The following is a 26,967-nucleotide window of genomic DNA, read 5'->3' as shown; positions in this document are numbered from 1 at the left end:
ATGCAGCTAAAACAGCGAACCATATCATTTTTCAAATGGCTAGGCTTTAAGCGAAGCCTGCTTCTAATAGCCTTTGGGTATTGGCTGTTCTGCCTGCCCAAAGTGCTTTTTGAAGCTCCGACCTCAACAGTTATTGAAAGTCGGGAAGGCTTTTTGTTAGGCGCCAGAATAGCTGCGGATGGCCAGTGGCGATTCCCCGCAACAGACAGTGTTCCCTATAAATTTAAGCGCTGTATCCTGCTTTTTGAAGACGAGTATTTCTACCAGCACCCTGGCGTGAATCCAGTGGCTGTGACCAAGGCGTTGTGGAATAATTTGACGACAGATTCGCGCCGTGGGGGGAGTACGCTCACCCAGCAAGTGATCCGTCTGTCCAGAGATAATAAGGCGAGAACTTACTCAGAAAAACTCATTGAAATGGTGCAGGCCACGCGCCTGGAGTTTAGTTACAGCAAAGAAGAAGTTCTGAGCATTTATGCCTCCCACGCGCCTTTTGGCGGTAATGTGATCGGTCTTGAAACGGCCGCCTGGCGCTACTACGGCTTACCAGCGGCTGAACTCAGTTGGGGTCAAATGGCCACCTTAGCGGTGCTGCCGAATGCTCCAGCCCTTGTGTACCCAGGGAAAGGTCATGAGGTATTGCTAATAAAGCGCAATCGCCTGCTCAAAAAACTGATGGATCGCGGAGAGATCAGCGCAACAGATTATGAGCTTTCAATCCAAGAGCCTTTACCCGGCAAGCCGCTGCCCTTACCTCAATTGGCTCCTCACCTTTTGGATCGTATGGTAAAGGAAAAACCGGGACAACGAATTGTGACGACCTTGGAGTACAAGCTCCAAGTACAGCTGAACAACAGCATGCGTTTACATCACGGCAATTTAGCGTCTAATGAAATCCACAATGCTGCCGTTTTGGTTTTAGGGACCGACAGTAGAGAAGTGCTGGCCTATGTTGGCAACAGTCCGACCTCCGCAGCACATCAAGTCAATGTGGATATTATTAGAAGCCGACGCAGCACAGGGAGTATCTTAAAGCCACTGCTTTATGCAAGTGCCTTGCAAGAAGGAAGTCTATTGCCTGACATGTTGGTTAAAGATGTCCCCACCAGTATAAATGGTTACAGCCCAACGAATTTTAATAAGGACTTTCAAGGAGTTATTAGTGCGCGTGAAGCCCTCTCGCGCTCCTTGAATATCCCAGCGGTTCGCCTGTTGGAATCTTATGGTTTGGAGCGTTTTTACAGAAAGTTGAAAAAAGCCGGCTTCAACAGCATCAATCAGCAGCCCAATCACTACGGACTCTCTTTGATCTTGGGCGGTGCTGAAGCCTCGCTCTGGGAAGTAACTGCTGCCTATGCAGGTTTAGGAGCGACCTTGATTCATTTTGATCAAGAATCTTCTCAATACCGTACTCAGGAATTCCATGCTCCCGTCTTGCAATTAAATGAATCACCCGATCTCGGTTCCCTAGATTTTAAAGCCCCAATTTGGACTGCGGGTAGTATTTATAACACTTTTGAAGCCTTGCAAGAGGTCAATCGCCCTTTTGGACAAGAACTTTGGGACAGTTTTGATGGGGCGCAACAAATAGCGTGGAAAACAGGAACCTCTTATGGTTTTAAAGACGCATGGGCTGTAGGGGTGACTCCAAAATATACTGTAGGTGTTTGGGCTGGTAATGCTGATGGTGAAGGTCGGCCAGGACTCACCGGAGTACAAGCTGCAGCACCTTTGCTCTTTGAGGTTTTTGACCAACTGCCCAAGTCTGAATTCTTTGCTAAACCCTTTGATGATATGGTTCAAAGAACCCTGTGCAGTAAAAGTGGGCATATTGCGGGTCCGCATTGCCAGCACACCGAGCAAAAGTGGGTCGCCGATGCCAAAGTACTCACGTTGAGTTGCTCGTATCATCAAAGTATTTTCTTAGACGCTGAAAGGAAATATCAGGTCAATTTGGACTGCTATCCTGCCACACAGATCAAAAATGAAAGTTGGTTTGTTTTGCCGCCATATGTAGCCCATTACTACGCTAAGAATCATCCGGAATACAAAGCATTACCGAGTTATAAACCCGGCTGCTTTCCTGCAGAAATGCCCAATATGGAGTTTATTTTTCCCAAGGAGACCTCAGACATAGTTTTAGCGCAAGATTTTAGCCAACAACCCAATGAAGTGGTCTTTAAAGTGGCACACAGAAAATCCGAAACCACCTTGTATTGGTATTTAAACAAAACGTATCTAGGCACTACAGATGTATTCCATGAAATGGCCTTACTGCCTAAAGCTGGCAATCATTTGCTCACTGTAGTGGATGCGGACGGAAATGAGATCAGCCATGAAATTCATATTCGGAATCCGTAACTTAGCGAAGAACCGAACCAAACCCTAATGCATTTTACTGCCGTATTCACACGAATTTCGCTCCTTGGCTGCCTGCTGTTTTTAGTCAGTTGCGACGAGCAAGAAGACTTTCCCAAGCTCGCTTTTGAAGAGGTGGCTATCATTCCCGCACCTAAATCTATTGAGGCTACTGATGCGCAGTTCATTTGGCCTGCGGAGCTCGCTTACTTTGTGGACTCTTTTGCGGAAGAGGTCACTCCGTTTATGGAATCATACTTTGCATTAAATTCTAGTTTTTCCGTTCAACGAGCTTCTAATTCTGATGCGGCTCAATTGAAGATCATCAGTGACAATACTCTAGAAGATGAGCACTATAAACTTCAAATTGACAAGGAACAAATCAGTATTTACGCCAAGGACGTTGCTGGGGCTTTTTATGGATTACAAAGCTTGAGGCAATTACTTCCTGCTGCTTTTGAAGCTGATAGGGTATTGGATTATGAGCAGTTTGCACTACCTGGCCTCAGTATAGAGGACGGACCAGAATTCAAACATCGCGGCATGCATTTGGATGTCTCCAGACATTTTTTTGAGGTAGATGCGGTTAAACGCTATCTAGATGTAATGGCAATGCTAAAAATGAACCGTTTTCACTGGCATTTGACCGACGATCAAGGATGGCGCATTGAGATTAAAAAATACCCTAAACTCACTGAGCACGGAGGTTACAGAAGTGAAACCCTAATTGGGCACTACAACGACCAACCTCAAAAATTTGACGGGAAACGCTACGGAGGATTCTACACCCAAGAGCAGATCAAAGAAGTAGTGGCCTATGCCCAATCTTTGAGCATAGAGGTGATTCCTGAAATTGAAATGCCAGGGCATGCGCGAGCGGCGATCAGCGCTTATCCTGAATTAGGATGCACTGGAGAATCGATAGATGTGGCAACCAAATGGGGTGTTTTTGAAGATATCTTCTGTCCAACACCAGAAACCTTCGAATTTCTCTTTGGGGTTTTGGACGAGGTCATTGCCTTATTCCCTGGAGAATACATCCACATTGGTGGAGATGAAGCGCCCAAAGCGCGTTGGAAAAGTTCTGAGTTTTGTCAAGAATTGATCCGGGAACAAAATTTAAAAGACGAGCACGAACTGCAGTCCTTTTTTGTGAGTGAAATTGCGGGTTACCTCAACGGGAAAGGTAAAAAGCTATTGGGTTGGGACGAGATTTTAGAAGGTGGTTTGGACCCAACGGCTACGGTTATGTCTTGGCGTGGAGTGGAAGGCGGAATTGCGGCTGCCAAATCAGGAAACGGCGTAATTATGAGTCCAACTTCTCATGCTTATTTTGACTATTATCAAGACGATTCAGAAGATCAACCTTTGGCCATTGGCGGCTTTCTGCCGTTGGAAAAGGTCTACAGTTTTGATCCGATCCCTTCGGAATTAAACAACAAACAAGCCCAATTGATCTTAGGAGCTCAAGGGAATGTTTGGACCGAATATATGACCTCAGAAGAAAAGATGCAGTATATGGCCTACCCAAGAACCATGGCCATGGCAGAGGTGGTTTGGAGTGGGGCTAAAAAAGATCCAGAGCAGTCCTATCCAGATTTCCTAAGAAGGCTCAAACCGCTCTTGGACAGGCTGGATGTAATGGGAAGAAGCTATTACAATCCGCTGCAAAAGATCACTTCAGAAATAAACAAAGAAGACAAACTACGCATTAGCCTTAACGGTCCTCTGCCGGATCAAAAGATACAGTATCGTTGGTCTAATGAACAGGCTTGGATTGATTATAGCGAGCCCATAATGGTAGAGCGTTCCGCCATTCTTGAAGCCCGTTTTGAGGGTCAAACAGACGCTGATCTAGTCAATTTTAGACAAGACTTCACTTTACACAAAGGCATTGATGCCACCATAAAACTTGACAAAAAACCGCATCCGGCCTACAATAGCGGAGGAGTTGCAGCTTTGAATAACGGAGTCTATGGAAGTAAAAACCGGCATGGAGATAAAGAGTGGTTGGGCTTTTGGGGAGACGATCTCCGAGTAGATATTCGATTCGAAACTCCTGTTAAACTCAATTCGCTAAAACTCGGGTTCTATCACGCTCCTGGGCAGTGGATCTATGCACCAACTAAAAGTCAAATCCGAGCGACTCTGGCCGATGGCCGTGCTTACAACACCACAGCCATGATCAAAAAAGACTCTACGTCTAATGTGGCCAATGAAGTCTTCGGGATGCCAGAAGAAATGATCACTAGGATCCGAATTGACATTCCAAATTATGGGATCATTCCAGAAGGGAAGCAAGGAGCTGGCAACAAAGCCTGGACCTTTCTGGACGAAATTGTGATGCAGTAATGTTGCTAGAGATCTGTACCCCAAGTTTAGAATCTGTTCGTGCGGCCGTTCACGGTGGCGCAGACAGGATTGAACTCTGTGAGCAATTGGACCTCGGAGGGGTAACTCCTTCCATGGAACTTCTAACAGATGTTCTCAATCAATTTCAAATAGACACTCAAGTCTTGATACGTAAGCGTGGAGGAAATTTTTGTTTTTCTGCGGAAGAGATCCAGCAAATGATCCGCAGCATTGAAAAAGTCAAAAATCTAGGCGCTCAGGGCGTGGTTATTGGCGCCCTAACTGCTGATGGCAAACTTGACATTGAAGCTATAAATGCAATGATTGAGGCTGCTGGAAATTTGGAGATCACCTTTCATAAAGCCGTTGATGAAATGACAGATCCTGACACTGCCATAGAGCAATTAATTGCTATGGGATTTACTCGTATTCTTACCTCTGCAGGAGCTCAAACCGCTGTGGAAGGTTTGGAAAAACTTACGCAATGGCAAACCGAGTTCGGAGATCGGATTACTATTATGCCTGGAGGGAGTATCCGCCCAGAGAACATTTCAAAATTCAGCGATAAGGGGTTCGGAGCGATTCACTCCGCAGCGATAAAAAAAGGAGAACTACATTCCAATGAATCTGTAGTGAGTCAAATGAAGGCTGCACTTATCGGTTAACGCAACGGATAGCCTTTTCCCGCCCACCAAGGATGGATCTCAATGACCAGGCGCCCTGCTTTGACCATAGGGTCCATATTGGCCAATGAATCGGCCATTTTTAAGGTAGGAACATTATAAACGGTTATGCCGCTGATGTCACTCTCATCATCAAAGGGACCCGAAAGATCTGCATAGCCCAGCTCATACATACGTCCTAGATGCGCCATGTGCAAGGCTTGCAAGCTATCTGCCTTTGCCTTAGGCTGATCCCGATTTGGACCCTTCTTTAAAAAAGCCATAAAGTATTTCTGCATGATGATGGTATCACCGGTAGCCTCATCTACATAATCAAAGATCTCAAAACCATCTTTGAGTAATGCGGCTTTCTGTTGCGCTACAGAGGGCTTGACCTCCACTTCTTCAAACGCTTCATCAAGGTCAATGCCTTCTATATCCATGTCATCTTGAGCGTATCGTTTCTGATTGCAACCCACCAAAAGCAGGCTGGTTAGCGCGAGTAAAGTAATTAATCTTCCCATGTTGAATAGGGGTTTTTAGATAGTTGACTGTTGTAATATTTAGCGTCTGCAGTGACTTCTTCTCCCAACCAGTCTGGTTTGGGAAAGTCCTGGTCCGGACGGGTCAGTTCTACTTCTGCAACAATAAGGCCTTCATTGGCTCCGAAGAACACATCAACCTCAAAAGTGACCTGCTCTACGGGCACGCGATAACGCGCTTTACGAATGCTTCCCGGCAAACAGATACTTAGCAAATGCTCGGCTTCATCGGCAGGAATTTCTCGTTCCCATTCAAAACGGGAAGTGCCGTCATCACTGCTAGCGCCTTTAATGGTCAATACCCCGCGCCCATCAACCAAACGCACACGGACTGTCCGATCTGGATCCGTTGAGAGGAAGCCCTGTTCGATCTGCTCAACTTGGGCAGCTAAGGCTTTAAAGGCCGTGGATTTTACCAAAAATTTTCGCTCTACTTCTACCATGTTTTGCTACTGAAGTCTAACGAAGATATCATAAATTTATGGGATGGAAGCTGGCCTGGCAAATCGGAAAATAATTCATGTGGACATGGACGCCTTCTACGCCTCTGTGGAACAATTGGACCGGCCGGAGCTGAGAGGAAAACCCATCGCCGTGGGCGGGAGTTCCAAGCGTGGGGTGGTCAGTGCAGCCAGTTACGAAGCTCGAAAATTCGGAGTGCGCTCCGCCATGAGCGGTGTTATAGCAAGACGTAACTGCCCCGATCTAATCTTTGTAAAGCCGCGCTTTGATCGATACACCGAGATCTCCAGAAAGATTAGAAAGATATTTTTTGAATATACCGATCTGGTGGAGCCGCTTTCTTTGGATGAAGCCTATTTGGACGTCACTCAAAACAAGAAAGGAAATCCCAGCGCCACCCTGATTGCCCGTGAGATCCGCGCGCAGATCAAAGAGCGAACTGGCTTGAATGCTTCTGCAGGAATCTCGATCAATAAGTTCATTGCCAAGGTGGCCAGTGATGTCAATAAACCCAATGGGCAAAAAACAGTGCCGCCAGAAGAGGTAGAGGCTTTTTTAGAAGCCTTGGATATTCGCAAGTTCTACGGAGTGGGTAAGGTCACTGCAGAGAAAATGTATCAGATGGGAATCTTTACAGGAGCCGATCTTAAAGAGCGCTCCCGAGATTTCTTAGATCAGCATTTTGGAAAAAGCGGAGGATACTATTTTGATGTGGTTCGCGGAATCCATCGATCTGAAGTAAAACCAGACCGAACGCGAAAATCCCTAGCTGCTGAACGCACTTTTAGTGAAAACATAACCTCAGAAGTATTTATGTTGGAACGTCTGCAAGGCATTGCAGAAGAGATTGAGCGCCGTTTGGGCAAGAGTGAGATCGCTGGGAAAACGGTCACCTTAAAGATCAAGTACAGTGATTTCAGTCTACAAACCAGAAGCAAAACACTTCCTTTTTATATTGCAACCGCCGAACTTATCTTGGAGGAAGTCAAAGGGCTTTTGTATCAAGAAAAGCTCAAAGAATCGGTGAGATTGCTGGGAATATCCATCTCCAATTTGAATAACGACAAATCAGACAAACCCATAGAAAAAGACAGCATTAGCGAACAATTAAAATTTGAATTTTAGTGTAACAATTTCCCCAAATCACTATTAATATCACATAAAACCATCATTCCATGAAAGCTACTTTTAGCCTACTATTCCTCTTAATTTTTAGTGTTGGATTTGCTCAGAATTGCAACTGCGCCAGCGAATTGGACTATGTTGTTGAACAAGCCAAAGCTGCTCCAAGTTTCAAATCGCAATGGAAGTCTCCAATGGCGGACCGAGTGCTTATTGCAGGTCTAAAGGATATGATCGCTAAGGATAAGAACATTGAACTGAACTGTTTGTATTATTTACAAACTTATTTGGATGTGGTCAAAGACAATCATATTTACATAGTTGACCGCAATGAAGATCGAGACTATACAAGTCTTAGTCCTTTTTATGAGGGTTCTCCGGAGGCCTTGACCTCAAATGCTGTAACCACAACTGATGACCCGATCACCGGAATTTACGATCTAGCCGGAGTATACCGTGTCGCTGTGGTTAAGATAAATGATGCCACTTTTGATTATGGCGGATATATATTGGAAAGTCAACACGAAGATTGGCCAGCGGGTACCTTAAAGTTTGCACTACGCAAAACAGGTGAATATTATTCGGGTGTATTTTACAACAGAAACCACCAACCGCAGCGCAATGAAGTTAATCTGGTTAATGGAAGATTGTATCCAGAACGCTGGGTACGAGAGGAAGCAGCTGCAGACTGGGCTTCCAACAACTACTATTTGGAAGGCGACACCTTTCAATATGAAGACTACGGCAACGGAATCCACTATGTGCGTTTAGGGGATTTTGGAGGAGACAATGACACCTATAAACAGGCCATGGAGCTGCTTGAGGTCTTGGAGGAAAAACTAACCTCTGGAAAGGTCATATTGGACCTTAGAAATAATGGCGGCGGAGGCCCAAGAACCTCAGATCCCTTTCTAAAATTGTTCAAAAAGCGCAAAAAGGATCTCGAATTCCACCTGATCCAAAACATTTATGTGGGTAGTAATGCAGAGCATTTCCTCTTGAAAGCTAAGAAACAACTTAGGCTAACCACTTATGGGGAAAATACCCGTGGCGCCTTGGCCTATGGCTTTGGAAACTATTCCAAGCCTAGTTTGATTACACCCTGCTTTGGGTATTCTTTGGGTTTGACGAGCTCGAAATATGAAAAATACCTTGAATATGAGGAAATTGGGATCGCTCCCGATCAATATTTGGATTCTCAGTCCTATTGGATTGACCAAGTTTTGACCAAAATTGAGCAGAATTAGACCAAAAAGGAGGTCTTTTCGTTAAAAAAGTCCTAAAAAAGACCAAAAACCAAGAATTGGCACATCCTTTGAAAAATTTATTTTGTCCGGCGACGTTATAAAAACAAACCGGGCATCCAACACCCAAAATAAAGACTGCAATTCCTTGCAAAGAAAGCTACGATAACATTTTTATTAACGCTAAAACTTGCAAAGATGAACACAGTAAAATTATCGAGCCTAGCCCTTTTAGGGGCGCTCACCCTAGTAGCTTGTAAAGAAGCCCCTCAAGAAATTCAAGAATCAGAAACGCAGAGCGTGATCAACGAACAGTTGGCCATGACCGAAGACTTCAAAGAAGTCGGGGAGGCGATGGAAGAAGTCAAAACGACCTATCTCTACGTCACTGCCCGCACGGGATTGAGCTTACGCGCATTCAATAATCTCAACAGTGAGAAACTCGCTATAATCCCTTATGGGACGCGACTGGAAGTGCTTGAGCATGAGCCACAGCAAACCATGAAGGTCAATAATATCAAAGGCGGGATGGACAAGGTCAACTTTAACCGAAAAAGCGGTTATGTCTTTAACGGATACCTGTCTAAGTATTTTCCTCCTGAAGACGATATGTTGCCTGCCGGCTATGCCAAGGAGCTCAAAGAGGCCTATCCAAATGTTAGCTACGTAGAAGCCAATGGAGGCACGGCGAGCAAACCGGTCAATACGGAGACCTTAATGCTTCCTGGAGCTGAATGGCATGAAGCTTATTTTATTGCTCAGAAGATCTTCGATATCCCTAACGAGTTCACCTTCCCAAAACAAACCGGGAAAGAGACCCAACAGATCAAAGGGCCTAAAAAAGAAACTGACAGCTGGTTTGATGCGCTTAACGTAACCCGCAATGCCAATGGTTTGGTGGAGCTACAATACAGCTATGATGCCAAAAAGGTAAAGCGCACTGTGAGTATCACAGCCACAGAAAAAGGCATGAAGATCCAACAGATCCGTGCTTATAAATAGAATGTTTGAATAAAGAAAAGGCCCTTCGGGGTCTTTTTTTATACCTGAGAAACGCGGAGGGTATTTACCATTCCCTTATCCACGATCGGCATAGCCGCCAAGTTGATCAGATAATCCCCTTTTACCACATAGTTCTTTGCAGTGGCAATACGATTCACGTCTTCTACAGTCTCATCAGTACTTACGTACTTATCATAGTAAAAGGCACGAACACCCCAAAGCAAGTTCAAACGCGACAGTATGCGCTTATTAGAGGTAAATACCAAAATGTGCGCAGCCGGTCTCCAAGCAGAGATCTGAAAGGCTGTATAACCACTATTGGTCAAGGTACAAATAGCACGTGCATCGATCTCATTGGCCATCAAAGCCGCGTGATAACAAATGCTCTTAGTGATATAACGATTCGTTTTAATGTGCGGTGGATTCTGTGGAACTTTGATAAGCGGAGAGGCTTCCACTCCTTTGCAGATCTTGCACATGGTCTTGATCACATCAACCGGATACTTCCCAACAGAGGTCTCTCCAGAGAGCATCACTGCGTCTGCGCCGTCCATTACCGAGTTGGCAACGTCATTCACTTCTGCACGTGTTGGTGTTAAAGAAGAGATCATGGTTTCCATCATTTGCGTAGCAATGATCACCGGAATACGCGCCTTTTTAGCCTTGTGTACCAACTGTTTTTGAATCAAAGGAACTTCCTGTGCAGGGATCTCTACCCCTAGATCTCCACGAGCCACCATCAATCCGTCTGAATAGGCGATGATCTCATCGATGTTCTTTACAGCTTCTGGCTTTTCAATTTTTGAGATGATCGGGATCTTGTATTCACTGTGCTCTTTGATAAGCGCATTGAGTTGTTTACAATCGTCTGCGTGGCGCACAAAAGAAAGCGCTATCCAATCCACGTCCTGAGAGATCGCAAAGACAGCATCCTCGCGGTCTTTCTCCGTTAGGGCTGGCAAAGAAATGTCCGTATTTGGCAGGTTAACCCCTTTGCGAGAGCGCAAAGGTCCTCCTTGAAGTACTTTTGTATTTACTTCTGATTTTCCATCGGTAGCAACCACTTCAAAGATCAATTTCCCATCGTCTAAAAGAATACGTTCTCCAACCTTTACATCGGCAGGGAATTGATCGTAATTCATATAGACTTTTTTCGAAGTACCTTCAAATTCCTCTCCTGTGCAAAACTTGATGGTATCGCCAGGACTCACCACCACTTCTTCCTTCATGATCCCAACACGGAGTTTAGGTCCTTGAAGGTCAGCAAGGATAGCTGTAGAAATATCCAACTCTTCATTCAGGGAACGAATCATGGCGATACGCTCTTCTACATCTGAATAATTGGCGTGAGAGAAATTAACTCTAAACACATTGACCCCGGCAAGGATCATATCTTTTAGCACTTCACGATCGGAAGTTGCAGGGCCTAAAGTGGCCACAATTTTAGTCTTCTTTTGGGTAGGCATTACTCAAAAATTAAGTTGCTTTTCGATTTCACCGATTGTAAATCTACGACATACGCGGTAATAACTTGAGCAATTTCGTTAATTCTTGAAACTATAACGTTTTCGGAATGGTTATTCTTGGTTGAAGTTATCTTTAAGAGGTAATCTGCCTGTTTTAATTCGGGCAATAAATGCACTTTTCTGGCTTTAGGGCCACCGGTTTCACCAAAGAGATCGGCGCTCAGAGCCAAGGGTTTATCTACTAAAAGTTCTGTGGAATTGGCTACCAAATGGAACTGCCTATCGTGGGTCCAATCGTCAAAATAAAAGAAGGGATATTCTGCTTTTCCCTCGGCATACACAAACTCCAGATCTTGGGTTTCTCGCTGCAAATTGAGCTGCAAGATTTGATTGATCTTATAAGCCATTCTAAAGTCGGGTTCGCTACAGTGTATTGCCACAACAACGCTGTTGTCAAGGTCGTCGTCTAAGGTCAATTCTAACTTGAGCGTACTCATTTGTCTTGAGAAGTTTGGGCGGCCTCTGCCGCCTGCTTATCGCCTTCAATTCTGCGTTGAAGTTTGTAATAGGCACGCTTGGCGGCGCGCTCTTCGGCCTTCTTTTTAGAGGTAGCACGGGCTTTAGCCATTACGCGATCATCTATGGTCAGTTTTACGGCAAAATGCTTGAGATCGTCATTGCCGTTGTCTTCATAGACCATGAATTTGAAGCTGTTCTTATGCTTCTGACACCATTCAATAAGCAAACTCTTATAGGAAATGATCTTGCCTTCCAGCTTCTGGATATCCACATAGGGCTTGATGACGCGCTTGTGGATAAAACGCTCGCAGTACTTGTATCCTTTGTCTAAATAAATAGCTCCGATCAAGGCTTCAAAAACATTGCCGTGAATGTTACCGCTAAAATTCTCAACTGGAATATTGGTACGCACCATACTGACCAGATCCAAGTCTCTTCCCAACTCGTTCAAATGCTCTCTACTGACTACTTTAGAGCGCATTTTAGTGAGGTAACCCTCATTGCCGTGAGGTACTTTCTTGAACAGATGAGCAGCAATAACAGCGCCCAACATCGCATCGCCTAAAAACTCCAAACGCTCATAGTTCTGTTGTATGCCGTCGTCGTCCTTTTGATTCATAGAACGGTGGGTAAATGCCTCTTCATAAAAGGCCAAATTCCCAGGAGCGAAGCCCAGAATCTTCTTTATAGCGCGAAAAAAATTCCCGTCCTTTTCAGCACGGGAATTGAATATGTTTCGTATGGAAGTCATTAAGTCTTACGCCTCCATTTTTTTAAACAACAAGCAAGCGTTATGCCCTCCAAAACCGAAGGTGTTACTCATGGCAACTTTCACTTCACGTGACTCTGCTTTGTTGAGTATAAGATTTAAATTCGGGTCGATGTTCTCATCTACAGTAGTGTGGTTGATCGTAGGAGGAACCAAGTCGTGTTGCATCGCCAAGATAGAAGCGATGGCTTCAATAGCCCCAGCAGCCCCTAAAAGGTGCCCAGTCATTGATTTGGTAGAATTGATGCTGATGTTGTTCGCGTGGTCTCCAAACACTTTTGAGATCGCTTTAAGTTCAGCTACATCTCCTAAAGGTGTAGAAGTTCCGTGAGTGTTGATGTGATCAACTTCCTCTGGATTCAGTCCTGCGTTCTTTAAACAGTTCAGCATTACAGCCTCCACTCCAATACCGTCGGGATGTGGTGCAGTCATGTGGTGGGCATCGCTGGACATGCCACCACCAAGAACCTCAGCATAGATCTTAGCGCCACGAGCCTTTGCGTGCTCGTATTCTTCCAAGATCAATGCGCCTGCTCCTTCACCAAGTACAAATCCGTCGCGCGTAGCGTCAAAAGGACGACTAGCAGTTTCAGGACTCTCGTTTCTTGTAGAAAGGGCATGCATGGCATTGAAACCACCCATACCTGCAATAGTGACTGCTGCTTCAGAACCACCCGTAACGATCACATCGCAGTGACCCAATCGGATATAGTTCAAAGCATCGATCATGGCGTTAGCCGATGATGCACATGCGGATACAGTGGTGTAGTTCGGGCCCATGAACCCGTGTTTGATCGAGATATTACCTGGGGCAATATCAGCAATCATTTTGGGGATAAAGAAGGGGTTGAAACGCGGTGTTCCATCCCCTTCTGCATAATTTATAACTTCATCTTGAAAGGTCTGTAGCCCACCAATACCAGCTCCCCAGATAACACCAACTCTAAATTTATCAACCGCTTCTAGGTTGATACCAGCGTCTTTGATGGCTTCATCTGATGAGACCAAAGCATATTGCGCAAATCGATCTAATTTACGGGCTTCTTTGCGGTCAAAATGATCTTGAGGATTATAGTTCTTAAGCTCGCAGGCGAATTTCGTTTTGAATTTCTCCGTATCGAAATAGGTAATAGGAGCACAGCCGCTCTTTCCATTAGAAAGACCGTCCCAATATTCTTGAATATTACTTCCGATTGGGGTTAAGGCTCCAAGTCCTGTAACTACTACTCGCTTAAGTTCCATAGTAAAATTTACTTGGCTTCCTCTATATATGAAATTGCTTGTCCTACAGTGGCAATGTTTTCTGCTTGATCATCTGGGATCTGGATATCGAATTCTTTTTCGAACTCCATGATAAGCTCTACAGTGTCCAATGAGTCGGCTCCAAGATCGTTTGTAAAACTCGCTTCGTTAACTACTTCGTTTTCATCAACTCCTAGTTTGTCAACGATAATCGCCTTTACTCGTGATGCAATGTCTGACATAATGTTTGTTTTTAAGGTTTTAATTAAGTGGCAAAAATAAAATATTTTAAATTAAAACAGCATTTTGGCTACAAAATGTAACTCCAATGTAATCAATTTTAATAGAAGTAATTCTGATTTGCCTTACTTTTGTGATTTATACTAATTTACTTGTTTCAAACCCCCCATTTTACGGTCTATGAAGCCCAAAATTGTGATCTTTGCCTCCGGAAACGGTACCAACGCAGAAAACATCATCAAATACTTCCAGGCTACGGAGACCGCCGAGGTGGTTCAAGTGCTGTCTAACAAGAAGGATGCCAAAGTTTTAGCTCGTGCTGAGGCCTTAAATGTAGCTGCCCAGTCCTTTTCAAAAACCGACCTCAACGACCCGGAGATCATCGGTAAAAAACTATCAGAAATTGATCCCGATCTCATTGTACTTGCCGGATTCTTATTGAAGATCCCTGAATATATGGTGGCTGATTTCCCCGACAAGATTATAAACATCCATCCGGCCTTATTGCCCGCATATGGCGGGAAAGGCATGTACGGAATGCACGTGCATAGAGCAGTTGTTGAAAACGGAGAGTCCCAAAGCGGGATCACCATCCACTACGTAAATGAACACTATGATGAGGGTGGCATCATCTTTCAGGCCAAGACCCGTTTGACGCCAGAAGACAGTCCTGAGGATGTAGCTGCGAAAATCCACAAATTGGAATACGAACACTTCCCTCAAGTTCTAGAAAACTTGATCCTCTCCTTATAATAATGGCCAAGAAGAAAAAATACTACGTAGTTTGGTATGGCCTTCAAACTGGGATCTTTGAAACCTGGGAGGCCTGTCAAAAGGCTATTAAAGGGGTGAAAGGAGCCCAATACAAATCTTTTGAGAATCGATTAGAAGCGCAAAAGGCCTACTATCAAGGCGAGTACGAGGATTATAAAGGTAAAGGCGGTTCTAAGAAAAAAACCCTAACCCCAGAAGAGAAGGCGGCCTTTGGCGAACCTGAACTCTACTCCATCGCGGTAGATGCAGCCTCTAGCGGAAATCCTGGCCTTATGGAATACCGCGGAGTGGACACCCAAACCAAGGAACAACTTTTTCATCAGGGCCCTTTCAAACAAGGCACTAATAATGTAGGAGAATTCCTTGCGCTAGTGCATGGCCTGGCTTATTTGGATAAGATCAAGAGTGATCGGATGCTTTATACCGACTCCAGAATTGCCTGGGGATGGGTCAAACGCAAGAAGTGCAATACCAAACTCAAACGCACGGCTGCCAATAAGCAACTCTTTGAACTCATTGCTCGTGCCGAACACTGGTTGAAGACCCACAAATACAAGACTAAAATTGCCAAATGGGAGACCAAGGCTTGGGGTGAGATTCCAGCAGATTTCGGCAGAAAGTAGTCCCATTCCCTTCATTTTTAACAGCTTCTTTGTAATGACTAAGGCAGTTTTCCTACCAAAGGATAAAAATTGCTATGAAGAAGATTGTTCAATTATTGATCCTTTGCTCTGTGCTGCAACTCAACGCTCAGCAGCAATGGGAACTCAAAAAGTCTGTGGATCAAATTGAGATCTTCACTAGAGATACTCCGCAGAAATCAATTAAAGAGTACAAGGCTATCACCACAGTTAATGCCCCCATGGAAGCTGTCATCCATGAATTATTGACAGCCCCGGCCTACAACGATAGGTGTGAATCTGGAGTAAGCTATTATTTGCGCTCACCAGAAAAGGACAAACACCTCTTTTACGCCCAAAAATCACTGCCTTGGCCGGTTCGAGATCGAGATGTAATCACCTTACTCACTGTAAAGAGAATCAATCAAAATAAAGTGAAATTACTCTTGGAAGGAGCTCCCGCAGCGCTCCCAGAGCAAGACAATATGATCCGCATCAATGAGCTCATGGGATATTGGTTGTTGGAAGAAATGGACGGGAAGACCAAAGTCACTCAGATCATGTTCATTGATCCCAACGGCAACTTACCGCCCTTTGTGGTTAACGCACTTTTGGTCAAAGGCCCGCTTAAAACCTTTAGAGAACTGCGTTTGGCGGTACAACCTTAATAGGCTCGGATGCGAATCAACAACCCCTTGAGGTTCGGAATTAAGAATGTATATTTGCAGCGCAGAACCAAAGGCAAATTATGAGTAAACTAGTGATCGTTGGAACCGTAGCTTTCGACGCCATTGAAACCCCATTTGGGAAGACCGATAAAATACTCGGTGGAGCAGCGACTTTTATTGGCTTAGCTGCTTCTCAGTTCAACACGGATGCAGCCTTGGTATCTGTTGTCGGAGGAGATTTTCCGCAGTCGTATTTAGACATGCTCAAAGGAAAGGACCTCAACATTGAAGGTGTAGAGGTTGTTCCTGACGGGAAGACCTTCTTTTGGAGTGGTAAATACCACCACGACATGAATTCCAGAGACACCTTAGTAACAGAACTCAATACTCTTGCCGATTTTGACCCTGTGGTTCCTGCAGACTACCGTGACGCACGTGTAGTGATGCTGGGTAACCTGCACCCAAACATTCAGTTGGGCGTGATTGAGCAAATGGAGCAAAAGCCGGAGCTGATCGTTTTAGATACGATGAACTTCTGGATGGACAACTCTTGGGATGAGCTGCTGAATGTTATTAAAAAGATCGACGTGATCACCATTAACGATGAAGAAGCACGTCAGCTTACTGGAGAATACTCTTTAGTAACAGCAGCCAAGAAGATTCGTGAAATGGGTCCTAAATATGTGGTGATCAAAAAAGGAGAGCACGGAGCACTTCTTTTTGATGAGAGCGAGATTTTCTATGCGCCAGCACTGCCCTTAGAGGAAGTGTTTGACCCAACAGGAGCTGGAGACACCTTCGCAGGTGGCTTTTCAGGTTACCTGTCTCAGGTAGAGAACATCAATTTTGAAACCATGAAACAAGCCATCATTTACGGTTCTTGTTTGGCCTCATTCTGTGTGGAGAAATTTGGGACCAGACGCATGGAAGACTTGAGTAAAGCCGAGGTGCATCAGCGCTTGATGCAGTTCAAACAATTGACTCAATTTGAAATAGAGATAGACTAACACGCGCCCAATTACGGGCGTTTTTTATTGAAAGGAATACAACCATGAGTGACGCATTAAAACACGAATGTGGGATTGCAATGATCCGATTGCTAAAGCCTTTAGATTACTACAAGAAGAAGTATGGAAGCGCTTTCTACGGGGTCAACAAAATGTATCTGATGATGGAAAAGCAGCACAACCGTGGGCAAGACGGTGCTGGCTTCGCGAGTATTAAACTCGATGTGGAACCTGGGCAACGCTACATTTCTCGTGTGCGTTCTCACGCTTCTCAACCGATTCAAGACATCTTTTCTCAGATCAATGAGCGCATCAATACTGAACTCACCGAACATCCTGAATACGCAGATGATGTAGAAGCTCAGAAAAAGAATATTCCTTACATAGGCGAGTTGCTTTTAGGGCATGTTCGTTACGGTACCTTTGGTAAAAACAGTGTGGAGAATGTTCACCCATTCTTGCGTCAAAACAACTGGATGCACCGCAACCTGATCATTGCGGGTAACTTCAATATGACCAATACCAATGAGCTGTTCAATAATTTGATCAAGCTGGGAATGCACCCGAAAGAAAAGGCCGATACCATTACCGTGATGGAAAAGATCGGGCATTTCTTGGACGATGCGGTGCGCAAGCTATACAAACAAGCAAAATCTAAAGGGCTTAATAAAAAAGACGCCTCTCCTTATATAGTAGACAATTTAAACGTGGCAAAAGTGCTGCGTAAATCCTCTAGAGATTGGGACGGTGGTTATGCTATGGCTGGACTTCTTGGCCACGGTGATTCCTTTGTACTGAGAGATCCTGCGGGCATTAGACCGGCTTATTTTTACAAGGATGACGAAGTAGTCGTTGTAGCCTCAGAACGCCCAGCGATCCAAACGGTTTTCAATGTTCCTTTTGACGCTGTTGAAGAACTCGAGCCTGGACACGCCATTATTGTTCGCAAATCTGGGCAAGTAAAGATCTCTCAGATCTTAGAGCCTTTAGAGCGCAAATCTTGTTCTTTTGAGCGTATTTATTTCTCCAGAGGATCTGATGCTGAGATCTATAAAGAGCGTAAAGAATTAGGGCGCCTGTTAATGCCCGATGTTCTTAAAGCCATTGATCACGATACCACAAATACGGTGTTCTCTTTCATTCCCAATACTGCAGAAACTTCTTTCTACGGTATGGTGGAAGCTGCTCAGGATGAACTGAATCAGCAGAAGAACAAAGCGATTTTGGAAGAAGCTGCTTCTTTAACTCCAGAAAAACTCTTGGAGATCCAAGAGCGCAAAATTCGAACGGAAAAAATTGCCATTAAAGATGTGAAGCTTCGCACCTTCATCACAGAAGACAGCAGTCGTGATGACTTGGTGGCACACGTTTACGACGTGACTTACGGGGTGGTAAAACCGACGGACAATTTGGTGATCATTGACGATTCTATTGTACGCGGGACCACTTTGAAAAAGAGTATCCTTAAAATGCTAGATCGCCTCAATCCCAAGCAGATTGTAGTGGTGAGTTCTGCACCGCAGATCCGTTACCCAGATTGCTACGGAATTGATATGGCGCGATTGGAGGATTTTGTGGCTTTTCAAGCTGCCTTAGCCTTGCATGAAGACCGAGGGACTTCAAGTGTGGTAGAGGAAATCTATAAGAAATGTAAAGCCCAACACCACTTACCAGATGCAGAAGTGACCAATTATGTCAAAGAACTCTATGCGCCGTTTAGCGATCAAGAGCTTTCTGATAAAATTGCTGAGCTGCTCGCAGACGGAGATTCAGTGAATGCCGAGGTCAAGGTGTTGTTCCAATCTGTGGAGAAGCTACACGAAGCTTGTCCAAAGAATTTGGGAGACTGGTATTTCACCGGTGACTACCCAACTCCTGGAGGGAAACGTGTTGTAAATCAGGCGTACATCAACTTCTTTGAAGGCAACCCAGAGCGTGCCTACTAAAATCTGTTAAAAAAACGAGCCGTTTATCGATAGGCCTGTCGTTAATCGAATTTAGGGCGTCCTTAATCTAAAAGTAGGAAAAGCCTTATTGAGAATTACTCGAATCGCTTATATTTGGATCACCATAGCATAAGTAGGTTAAGTTCATGGTAGATTTGGGGCAAAAAAAGGTAAACTCTTGTTTACCTTTTTTTATTGGAATAAAGTGAACGATCAATCTATTTGGCTTGTCCATAAAATCTAATGATTTCCGCTTACGCGGCTGCCTCATTCAAACATCCACTGGATGTTTGGTTTTACTTTGTAAAACTTCATTTCACCAATCTTTTTTTATTGGAACAAAGTCAAGGAAAGTCCCAAGTTATTCCCCTTTCAATTCATCGTTTTAGCAGTAAAGAATTTCGAGCCCCTAATACGGAGAAGGGGTGGTTTTTCTGTGAGTTTTGTAATTTATTTAAAGCTACAAAACCCACAGAAAAGGCGTATCACGTTCTTGGTAAACTCTCACTAGTCTAGCCACTAATTCAACTTCTACAACTTCAATGGAGAATCGACAGAAGTCCATAAAGGCCGTTTTCAATAACAAAGGTATAAGCGAGTTGTTTAATTCAGGCGTTGACCTGTCACAGTTGCCTGCAATAAAATACTTCTCAAAAAGATACGTTCATTGTGTATAACCACTCCCTGCTTTTAATCACTAACCCATGAAAAGACTGATTCCGGTATTATTACTGATTGCACTTTACAGTTGTGACAGCGCTAAAGAGGAACCCAAAGGATTTGATCTCACCTTGACCATTAGCAGCGAGCAGCAAATAGACAGCGTTTGGATTTCTGATATTGGCCAAACCGACAGTCACCACTTACCGTTTGAATCGACCATTAAACACAACTTCAAAAAGAACATCAACGACCTCTACAATATAGGCGTGTACATTAACGGAAAGCGCAAAACACAGCAGATCTGGTTAGATGGTGAGGAGGTTATAGTAAAGGGCAGTGTGGCAGATCGCTTTGAGATTGATACCGTCATAAACTCAGAAATGTATTATTCCTCCATGGCCTTTTCTGAGCAGTACAAGCAAATGAAAGAGGCTCAAGTAGACTCCTTGAGCTTTGATAAATTTTTGCTCCAACAAATTGAGTCAAATATTGAGCATCCTTTTTCACACATCATCGCCTTGAACTACATCAGCAGGAATCAAAATGATAAAGTCAAACTAAAGGCCCTCTTACCCGTCTATGAAAAACAACCCGATTCCATTAAAACTCATTTTTTGAGTGCATTCAGTCGTTTAGAAAGCACCTTGAACGTGGATGAAGTTGAAATTGCGCAATATGAATACACCACGCTCGAAAAAAAAATCAGCGGGCTGAACTTAGATCCGAACAAAACCTATCTATTGGATTTTTGGTTTGTAGCTTGCCCTCCTTGTATACGTGATCATAAGCAGATAGCTCAAAATATGGAGGTTTTTGAAAATAACGACATCACACTAATTGGTATCTCAAGAGATCAAGACCACGATATCTGGAAGAACTATTTGGACAAATACCAGTATACATGGCCAAACTACCGCGAAGTGGTGGATGAACATGCGGCCAAATTGACCAAGGACCTCACTATTTGGTCTTTTCCAACCTATATCCTCATTACAGAAGGGGGAAAGATCAACGGCCGATTTAATAGCTTTAAAGACTTTCAAGCAACTCTGCAGCCCTAAAAGGATTTGTTAAAACTTGTTGTTTGTCAGAGTTTTAACATTACCCTAGTATGCTGTAAAAGTGGTATTTTTTACTTTTAGCTATCACGTAAAATCAATTAGCTATGAAAAAACTAATCACTTTAGGGCTATTGGGATTATTTCCTGTACTGTCTTTTGGACAAAGCAGCTCATCAACCAATTCCTTTCAACTCATAGAATCAGAACCTATAATAGAGGTGGTTCATGCGGATTTTGACCAGGACGGTAAACTGGAAAGGATCACCTTGACCAAAGAACGTCTATCTAGCGTAGCAACAATTTCCTATCAAGACAATGATGGATCAGACCCAAAGACAATAGGTATCATTACTATTGATAGTGCTGATGAGTTTTTCATTATTAAAACCGATGCCGACAAAGACAGTGATCTGGATATTGTCATTGCCGCTCAAAACAGCAATAGTCTTCAAGCAGAAACTAGTCTTTATAAATTCATCAATGAAGGCGACGGAAAATTCAAAAGTCAAACGGGGTTATAAAACCCAAAAACTCACTTTTTTGCTCCCTAAATTGACAATGTTAGTTTTGTAAGAAATCTTTACAATTGTAGGAAAAGCCTTATAAAACCTACCTTTTACTGAGGTTTAACCGTAACTATTTCGGCAGAAAATGCTTTTTAACGATTTAACCGGTTTTTTATCTAATAATTAAGAATTACTGAGATTTATTAGATTATATTTGAGCTTACCATAGCATAAGTAGGTTAAGTTCATGGTAGATTTGGGGCAAAAAAAGGTAAACTCTCGTTTACCTTTTTTTATGCGCCAAATTCTGGAGAAGGGGTGGCCCTCCAGGCAGTTTTGTAAGTTGATTTACTCAAAATTGTCTGGAGGGTCGTTTTCAATAACAAAGGTATAAGCGAGTTTCATAACTCAGGCCTTCCGCTTACGCGGCTGCCTCATTCAAACATCCACTGGATGTTTGGTTTTACTTTGTAAAACTTCATTTCACCAATCTTTTTTTATGCGCTAAAATCAAGGAAGTCCCCAAGTTATACCTCTTTCAATTCATCACATTAGCATTAAAGAATTTCGGGCCCCAAATACGGAGAAGGGGTGGCTTTTCTGTGGGTTTTGTAATTTAAAAGAAGCTACAAAACCCACAGAAAAGACGTTTTACATTCTTTGTAAACTCTCGTCACTCTAGCAACTAAATCGATCAAAACAACTTCACTGAAGAACCGATAGAAGTCCATAAAGGTCGTTTTCAATAACAAAGGTATAAGCGAGTTTCATAACTCAGGCCTTCCGCTTACGCGGCTGCCTCATTCAAACATCCACTGGATGTTTGGTTTTCGTCACCTATTCTTTGAGTTGCGATAAAAATGACTTAGTTTTCTTCAACTATTTTCAAGACTATGTCGAAAAAGCTTTGGGTTGTAATTATGGTATTTCTCGGATTATTAGCACTTGCTCCGTTCGCTCTTCCTCTATTTTTAAGTGTAGGGTCAAAGTCTGATTCGACGGTCATCTCAGAAAGAACTCTTGAAATATTCAGAATTGATTCCAGCTTTTCAAGAGAATCGTATACACTAGAGGTAATAGACCGAGATAGTATCTTCATTTATAATTATACCAACACAGAAGATCAAAACAGAAATATGTCATTTCGTTTTGACCTTGTTGAAAATCAACTGCACTACGGCCCTAGTAAAATTGACCTCATTAAAGAAGGTATGTATCCCAATGATCCTAGTTTTGATCTATATGACGAACCAGGAGATATCATTCATGGAATTGGGCCGCTACTTTTCAGTAAGGCCTATGGCATTCTTGGTTGGGATAATGGAGCTGGAGACCAATACTTCTTTACCGACTCGATCTTTACCAAAGTTGTGCCTATTGAGCTTTATGGTCTTAATAAATAAACCCTTATGCCCAAAACCCAATACTATGTTTACGTTGTAGAACTCTCCAAAAAGGTTTTTACAGAGAGTGCGAAATTCCGCAATGCCAATCCACAATTCAATGGAGTGCTGCAATGCTTGTATGTAGGCATGACCAGCACCAGTCCCCGCGAGCGTTTCGCGCAGCACAAGTCGGGCTACATCAGTAAAAAAGGTCATAAGATCTCATCCAAACTCGTTGAAAAATACGGGCTTTATTTACGCCCTAGCTTATACAATCACCTCAATCCCTTACCCAACCGAGCTGCCGCCCTTAAAATGGAAGAAGCGCTGGCCTTAGAACTCCGTAGAAAACGATACGCAGTTTGGTACAACTAAACTATTTTAACTATCTTTAATTCAATTACTTAATGCAAATGATCACACAAAACAAAAGGCTTCTTACTTTACTCGCGGGCGGTCTAAGCTTACTGCTGCTCCCTGCAGTGGCCACGCAACTTAGTCCTGAGATGAATTGGGGAAAAGAGGATTTTATCATCGCCGGTTTTTTGATCATAGGTACTGCACTAATTGTAGAAATTGCCCTACGCAAGTTCAAAAATCAAAAGAACAAGGGACTCCTTGTTCTGGCCATAGTGTTTTTCGCCATTCTACTTTTTATGGAAATGGCTGTAGGTCTTTTTGGCTCTCCAATTGCTGGAGACTGACCTCAGTAAACATTTTTCATTCAACCATCATTTATTATCGTCTTGCGCCGTATCTTTAGGTAAGATTTAATCGCGATGTCACTGCTCAAAAATTCCTTTATTCTTCTGCTTCTGATGCTCATTCCTTCCATGAGCTTCGGACAGCAAAAGTTTGAAAATGAGGTCCGCATTTCTCGATCTGAAGTGCCTAAAATCGCCTTGGAATTCATAGACACTGCACCCTTCAATAAAAAGGTACGTTGGTATAAGGAGTACTTTTTGGGCGGCACTTCAGTAGAGGCTAAAACACGTTTTAATGGCAAACGCTACAGCATTGAATTTGATGCCGATGGCAATTTGGAAGACATAGAGATCGACCACCGTTGGAAGCAAGCTCCAGAACCAGTTCGTCAGCGCATGGAAGACTATTTAGAAGAGCAGTTTACGCGCTACAGTTTGGATAAATTGCAGTTTCAATATTCAGGCGCCACCCACGATGTCTTTGAGTGGCTGCACGGTCGCTTAGATGCATCGGCCCTGCAACTGCGCTACGAAGTGGTGATCCACACCAAAGACAAAGGCCGCTATAAGCGCTTTGAAATTCTCTTTGATGCCGATGGCAACTACATAAAATCCGCAGAGTTCATTCCCAAGAACGTAGACAACATTGAGTATTAAAAAGGCCTATACAACATTGGTGGTCCTTTTACTCATGACCGCCGTGAATGCACAAAGCGAATACCAATTCGGGATCTTGCCTGCTATTAATTTGAACAAAGGTTTAAAGCAGGGCTATAAGATCAATTTCAAAGTGGAATCCAGACAAGCCTTTGAACAAGGTTTGTTTGAAGAGGACAATCCTTTTGAGTATGATTATATCCTCACCGATTTCACGACCTTATTGGCCAAGAAAGTGGCCTATAACAAGACTATCACGGTGGGTTATCTTTTTAGAGTTCGAGGGGATCAGATCGTTCACCGCAGTATTCAGCAATATATTTGGACCAATAACTTGCCGCGTTTTAGGCTTTCGCATCGCATTGCTGCAGATCAGACCTTTAATTCTCAAAGTGCTCCGGAATTTCGATTGCGCTACCGTTTGGCTTCTCAAATTCCCTTTAACGGAGAAACGGTTGATCCCAAAGAATTCTACCTTAAGGTCAACAACGAATACCTCAACCAATTTGAATCAGGCTCCTATGATTTAGAAGTCCGTCTCACCCCCTTTTTAGGGTACAGCATTACAGACAAAAAGAAGCTGGAATTTGGGTTGGACTATCGGATCAATTCGTTTCTGGACGGACCCGCATCCCACCGATTTTGGATTGCCCTGAATTATTATTTGAGTCTTTAGTGTACCTTAGAGCTATAACTGAATGATTATGGCATCAGATTCCTATTTTATTGAATACGTAGTGGAGCAAATTAGCCCAGCGGGTGACATCGTCTGCAAAAAGATGTTTGGAGAATACGGCCTGTACTGTGACGGCAAGTTCTTTGGGATGGTGTGTGATGATAAATTCTTTATCAAACCAACTCAGGCTGGCCGCACCTACATAGGTGAGCCCACTGAAGCTCCCGCTTACCCTGGTGCCAAAAACTCCTTCTTGATTGAAGAACAATTGGATGACAGTAAATGGCTTTGTGGGCTAGTGCAATGTACCGTCGCAGAATTACCAGTACCCAAACCTAAGAAGAAAAAGAAATAAGCTGCCGCTCTACTCGGGCATTCATGTTGCAGTAAAAGTATATTTTGCTTTTCTTTAAGGTGAAGGTCTTGGCCTGTTCGCTCAATCAAAGGGCAGCTTCCCTCATTCTAACTTTCCATTAACAATTGGCTGGTCTAGTTTTAAGGGAAACGTAAAAAAATGATCTTATGAAATCAGTATTTAATCTTAAGAAAAGGCACATTAAGCCTTTAAGTTTTCTAGGGCTTTGCCTCTTGCTAGGCCTATTTGCAAATCCTGCCTTTGGACAGACACGCACCGTTAGTGGCCAAGTCTCTAGTGTGGATGGACCTTTAGAAGGAGCCACGGTTATTTTAAAGGGTTCTCTGGAATATGTGTTGACCGATGAAGATGGGAAATTTGTATTTCCAAGTGAGCTCAATGAGAATGATGTCCTCATCATTACTTCCTTGGGTCTGGAGGATGCCGAGGTGACCATTGGAGCCGACACTACTTTTGTCAATCCAATTCTAGCGGACGATCCGGTAGTGATCATTGCCGCCTTGCGCACAGAACCGTCTAAAAAAGCAGACGATCCAGAGCAACAATAAGCGATGCGAAAACTTTTGCAAATAATCATCTTTGCCTTTGTGGTGACCACGCAGGCGCAGCGCAGTGATTTTGACCAAGTCGATCTCACTCGTGCAGAAGCGCTCGCGCGTGATCATAAAGGCGAAGATCTTTATGCGCTGCCTATTTTGGTACACAAATTAACGGCTCCTTTAGCTACAGACGTGGAACGGTTTAGAGCCATTTACCTCTGGGTCTGTCAAAACATCAAAGGTGATTACCCCATGATGCTGGAGAATGACAAAATGCGTCGCAAGCTGCATACAGACAGTTTGGCGCTGGCAACGTGGAACAACCAATTCAAAAAGGAGATCTTTCAGATCCTGAGAAAAAAGAAACGCACTACCTGTAGTGGCTACTCTTATCTAATCAAGGAAATGGCAGAATTAGCAGGTATTGAAGCGGTTATTGTGGATGGATACGGCCCTATCAATAAACTCAAAATTGAGCGTCTTAAAATCCCGAACCACTCTTGGAATGCGGTAAAACTGGATGACAAATGGTACCTCTGTGATGCCACTTGGGCTGCAGGTTACACCGATTTGACCACCTACCTTTTTGAGTTTGATTATGACGATCAGTATTGGCTTATGCCTCCAGAGGAGTTTGCCAAAACGCATCAGCCGGAAAATCCTCAATGGACACTCTTACCTCTTGCGCAAAACTAAAAAGCCACTCCTTTCGAAGTGGCTTTATTATTTAAAGGCGGATAAAATTATTTACCTGCCTCGTAGTTTTTAGAAACCTGGTCCCAGTTGATCACGTTAAAGAACGCTTGTACGTAATCTGGTCTGCGGTTTTGGTAGTTTAGGTAATAAGCGTGCTCCCAAACATCGATTCCCATAATAGGAGTTCCTCCACAAGCCACATCTGGCATCAGTGGATTGTCTTGGTTTGGCGTAGAACACACTTCTACTTTTCCACCAGGGTGTACGCACAACCAGGCCCATCCAGATCCAAAACGCGTTCCTGCAGCAGCAGCAAAGGCATCTTTGAATCCTTCGTAGCTTCCGTATGCTTCGTTAATGGCGTCGGCTAGTGCTCCAGATGGATTTCCTCCACCGTTTGGAGACATTACTTCCCAAAACAAACGGTGGTTGTAGAATCCACCTCCGTTATTGCGCACAGCGCCGTTAGACATGTCTAGGTTTTGTAAAATATCTTCAATGGACTTACCGGCAAGGTCAGTCCCTTCAATAGCTGCGTTTAGCTTGTTGGTATATCCTGCGTGATGCTTTCCGTGGTGGATTTCCATGGTGCGCGCATCAATGTGCGGTTCAAGCGCATCGTGGGCATATGGTAAGGCTGGTAGTTCAAATGACATATTTCTGTGTTTTTTATTAAACTTCTTGTTTTAAGTGGTATAAAGATACGAAT

Annotated in this window: 29 protein-coding genes; 21 read left to right on the top strand and 8 right to left on the bottom strand. The window is 43.6% G+C overall.

What is annotated here, in order from left to right; translation table 11 throughout:
* Genes pbpC through POW22_RS02970 form a run of 3 tightly spaced genes read left to right on the top strand, consistent with a single transcriptional unit; the run spans position 1 to position 5,375 of the window.
* Positions 1 to 2,361 carry a penicillin-binding protein 1C gene (gene pbpC, locus POW22_RS02980; protein WP_272831087.1) on the top strand — a complete coding sequence of 787 codons (2,361 nt, stop codon included), beginning with the start codon at positions 1 to 3 and terminating at the stop codon, positions 2,359 to 2,361.
* A gap of 27 nt (positions 2,362 to 2,388) precedes the next feature.
* Entirely contained in the window at positions 2,389 to 4,710 is a 2,322-nt protein-coding gene (locus tag POW22_RS02975) for a beta-N-acetylhexosaminidase (protein ID WP_272831086.1), read from the top strand.
* Entirely contained in the window at positions 4,710 to 5,375 is a 666-nt protein-coding gene (locus tag POW22_RS02970; RefSeq protein WP_272831085.1) for a copper homeostasis protein CutC, read from the top strand. Before POW22_RS02975 ends, POW22_RS02970 begins: the two co-directional genes overlap by 1 nt.
* On the opposite strand, the gene POW22_RS02965 is transcribed toward POW22_RS02970, so the two are convergent.
* On the bottom strand, positions 5,372 to 5,896 hold the full coding sequence (locus POW22_RS02965; protein WP_272831084.1) for a YciI family protein: 525 nt from the start codon (positions 5,894 to 5,896) through the stop codon (positions 5,372 to 5,374). The two genes, POW22_RS02970 and POW22_RS02965, sit on opposite strands and share 4 nt — an antisense overlap.
* Complete coding sequence (locus POW22_RS02960; RefSeq protein ID WP_272831082.1) at positions 5,884 to 6,357, bottom strand: CYTH domain-containing protein; 474 nt, start codon at positions 6,355 to 6,357, stop codon at positions 5,884 to 5,886. Before POW22_RS02960 ends, POW22_RS02965 begins: the two co-directional genes overlap by 13 nt.
* Positions 6,358 to 6,400: 43 nt before the next feature.
* Between POW22_RS02960 and dinB the strand changes: the two genes are divergently transcribed.
* The 3 genes from dinB (at position 6,401) to POW22_RS02945 (ending at position 9,744) form a co-directional block, all read left to right on the top strand.
* Positions 6,401 to 7,501, top strand: coding sequence for a DNA polymerase IV (dinB, locus tag POW22_RS02955; RefSeq protein ID WP_272831081.1), 1,101 nt, complete (start codon positions 6,401 to 6,403; stop codon positions 7,499 to 7,501).
* A gap of 50 nt (positions 7,502 to 7,551) precedes the next feature.
* On the top strand, positions 7,552 to 8,745 hold the full coding sequence (locus POW22_RS02950) for a hypothetical protein (RefSeq protein WP_272831080.1): 1,194 nt from the start codon (positions 7,552 to 7,554) through the stop codon (positions 8,743 to 8,745).
* Positions 8,746 to 8,940: 195 nt separating this feature from the next.
* Positions 8,941 to 9,744 carry an SH3 domain-containing protein gene (locus tag POW22_RS02945; protein WP_272831079.1) on the top strand — a complete coding sequence of 268 codons (804 nt, stop codon included), beginning with the start codon at positions 8,941 to 8,943 and terminating at the stop codon, positions 9,742 to 9,744.
* Between the two features lie 38 nt (positions 9,745 to 9,782).
* Here POW22_RS02945 and pyk read toward each other — a convergent pair whose 3' ends face one another.
* Genes pyk through POW22_RS02920 form a run of 5 tightly spaced genes read right to left on the bottom strand, consistent with a single transcriptional unit; the run spans position 9,783 to position 13,982 of the window.
* Entirely contained in the window at positions 9,783 to 11,210 is a 1,428-nt protein-coding gene (gene pyk / locus POW22_RS02940) for a pyruvate kinase (RefSeq protein WP_272831078.1), read from the bottom strand.
* Positions 11,210 to 11,707, bottom strand: coding sequence for an IPExxxVDY family protein (locus POW22_RS02935; RefSeq protein ID WP_272831076.1), 498 nt, complete (start codon positions 11,705 to 11,707; stop codon positions 11,210 to 11,212). The genes pyk and POW22_RS02935 overlap by 1 nt, the downstream gene beginning before the upstream one ends.
* The gene (gene rnc, locus POW22_RS02930; RefSeq protein ID WP_272831075.1) at positions 11,704 to 12,480 is read right to left on the bottom strand and encodes a ribonuclease III; all 777 of its coding nucleotides are present in this window, start codon (positions 12,478 to 12,480) and stop codon (positions 11,704 to 11,706) included. The genes POW22_RS02935 and rnc overlap by 4 nt, the downstream gene beginning before the upstream one ends.
* A gap of 6 nt (positions 12,481 to 12,486) precedes the next feature.
* Complete coding sequence (fabF, locus tag POW22_RS02925) at positions 12,487 to 13,740, bottom strand: beta-ketoacyl-ACP synthase II (protein WP_272831074.1); 1,254 nt, start codon at positions 13,738 to 13,740, stop codon at positions 12,487 to 12,489.
* Positions 13,741 to 13,748: 8 nt separating this feature from the next.
* Positions 13,749 to 13,982 (bottom strand): acyl carrier protein, encoded by a 234-nt coding sequence (locus tag POW22_RS02920; RefSeq protein ID WP_034259990.1) that lies wholly within the window; start codon positions 13,980 to 13,982, stop codon positions 13,749 to 13,751.
* Between the two features lie 178 nt (positions 13,983 to 14,160).
* Here POW22_RS02920 and purN point away from each other — a divergent pair, with 178 nt between their 5' ends.
* The 15 genes from purN to POW22_RS02845 all read left to right on the top strand — a co-directional run bounded on the left by purN (position 14,161) and on the right by POW22_RS02845 (position 26,258).
* Positions 14,161 to 14,733 carry a phosphoribosylglycinamide formyltransferase gene (gene purN, locus POW22_RS02915; RefSeq protein ID WP_272831070.1) on the top strand — a complete coding sequence of 191 codons (573 nt, stop codon included), beginning with the start codon at positions 14,161 to 14,163 and terminating at the stop codon, positions 14,731 to 14,733.
* 2 nt (positions 14,734 to 14,735) lie between these two features.
* Positions 14,736 to 15,377 (top strand): ribonuclease H family protein, encoded by a 642-nt coding sequence (locus POW22_RS02910; RefSeq protein ID WP_272831068.1) that lies wholly within the window; start codon positions 14,736 to 14,738, stop codon positions 15,375 to 15,377.
* A 74-nt stretch (positions 15,378 to 15,451) separates the two neighbouring features.
* Positions 15,452 to 16,042: an START domain-containing protein gene (locus POW22_RS02905; protein WP_272831066.1), complete on the top strand. Its 591-nt coding sequence runs from the start codon at positions 15,452 to 15,454 to the stop codon at positions 16,040 to 16,042.
* Between the two features lie 80 nt (positions 16,043 to 16,122).
* Positions 16,123 to 17,049 (top strand): PfkB family carbohydrate kinase, encoded by a 927-nt coding sequence (locus POW22_RS02900; protein WP_272831065.1) that lies wholly within the window; start codon positions 16,123 to 16,125, stop codon positions 17,047 to 17,049.
* Positions 17,050 to 17,093: 44 nt separating this feature from the next.
* Positions 17,094 to 18,995, top strand: coding sequence for an amidophosphoribosyltransferase (locus tag POW22_RS02895; RefSeq protein WP_272831064.1), 1,902 nt, complete (start codon positions 17,094 to 17,096; stop codon positions 18,993 to 18,995).
* A gap of 704 nt (positions 18,996 to 19,699) precedes the next feature.
* Positions 19,700 to 20,719 carry a TlpA family protein disulfide reductase gene (locus tag POW22_RS02890; protein ID WP_272831063.1) on the top strand — a complete coding sequence of 340 codons (1,020 nt, stop codon included), beginning with the start codon at positions 19,700 to 19,702 and terminating at the stop codon, positions 20,717 to 20,719.
* 104 nt (positions 20,720 to 20,823) lie between these two features.
* Positions 20,824 to 21,240, top strand: coding sequence for a hypothetical protein (locus POW22_RS02885; protein ID WP_272831062.1), 417 nt, complete (start codon positions 20,824 to 20,826; stop codon positions 21,238 to 21,240).
* Between the two features lie 878 nt (positions 21,241 to 22,118).
* Positions 22,119 to 22,628 (top strand): hypothetical protein, encoded by a 510-nt coding sequence (locus POW22_RS02880; RefSeq protein ID WP_272831061.1) that lies wholly within the window; start codon positions 22,119 to 22,121, stop codon positions 22,626 to 22,628.
* Positions 22,629 to 22,634: 6 nt separating this feature from the next.
* Positions 22,635 to 22,985, top strand: a complete 351-nt coding sequence (locus tag POW22_RS02875; RefSeq protein WP_272831060.1) for a ribose-5-phosphate isomerase — start codon at positions 22,635 to 22,637, stop codon at positions 22,983 to 22,985.
* Positions 22,986 to 23,116: 131 nt separating this feature from the next.
* Entirely contained in the window at positions 23,117 to 23,314 is a 198-nt protein-coding gene (locus tag POW22_RS02870; protein ID WP_272831059.1) for a hypothetical protein, read from the top strand.
* A gap of 75 nt (positions 23,315 to 23,389) precedes the next feature.
* Positions 23,390 to 23,971 (top strand): hypothetical protein, encoded by a 582-nt coding sequence (locus POW22_RS02865; RefSeq protein ID WP_272831058.1) that lies wholly within the window; start codon positions 23,390 to 23,392, stop codon positions 23,969 to 23,971.
* The gene (locus POW22_RS02860) at positions 23,961 to 24,647 is read left to right on the top strand and encodes a DUF2490 domain-containing protein (RefSeq protein ID WP_272831057.1); all 687 of its coding nucleotides are present in this window, start codon (positions 23,961 to 23,963) and stop codon (positions 24,645 to 24,647) included. The genes POW22_RS02865 and POW22_RS02860 overlap by 11 nt, the downstream gene beginning before the upstream one ends.
* Before the next feature lie 28 nt (positions 24,648 to 24,675).
* Positions 24,676 to 25,002 (top strand): TfoX/Sxy family protein, encoded by a 327-nt coding sequence (locus POW22_RS02855; RefSeq protein ID WP_272831055.1) that lies wholly within the window; start codon positions 24,676 to 24,678, stop codon positions 25,000 to 25,002.
* A gap of 167 nt (positions 25,003 to 25,169) precedes the next feature.
* Positions 25,170 to 25,571, top strand: a complete 402-nt coding sequence (locus POW22_RS02850; protein ID WP_272831053.1) for a carboxypeptidase-like regulatory domain-containing protein — start codon at positions 25,170 to 25,172, stop codon at positions 25,569 to 25,571.
* A gap of 3 nt (positions 25,572 to 25,574) precedes the next feature.
* Positions 25,575 to 26,258: a transglutaminase domain-containing protein gene (locus POW22_RS02845; RefSeq protein WP_272831051.1), complete on the top strand. Its 684-nt coding sequence runs from the start codon at positions 25,575 to 25,577 to the stop codon at positions 26,256 to 26,258.
* 47 nt (positions 26,259 to 26,305) lie between these two features.
* Here POW22_RS02845 and POW22_RS02840 read toward each other — a convergent pair whose 3' ends face one another.
* Entirely contained in the window at positions 26,306 to 26,914 is a 609-nt protein-coding gene (locus POW22_RS02840) for a superoxide dismutase (RefSeq protein ID WP_272831049.1), read from the bottom strand.
* Positions 26,915 to 26,967: the final 53 nt, after the last annotated feature.

It is taken from the genome of Gilvibacter sediminis (assembly GCF_028561565.1).
GTDB classification, from domain to species: Bacteria; Bacteroidota; Bacteroidia; order Flavobacteriales; family Flavobacteriaceae; genus Gilvibacter; species Gilvibacter sediminis.
This window is presented reverse-complemented; position numbering and strand designations above follow the sequence as displayed.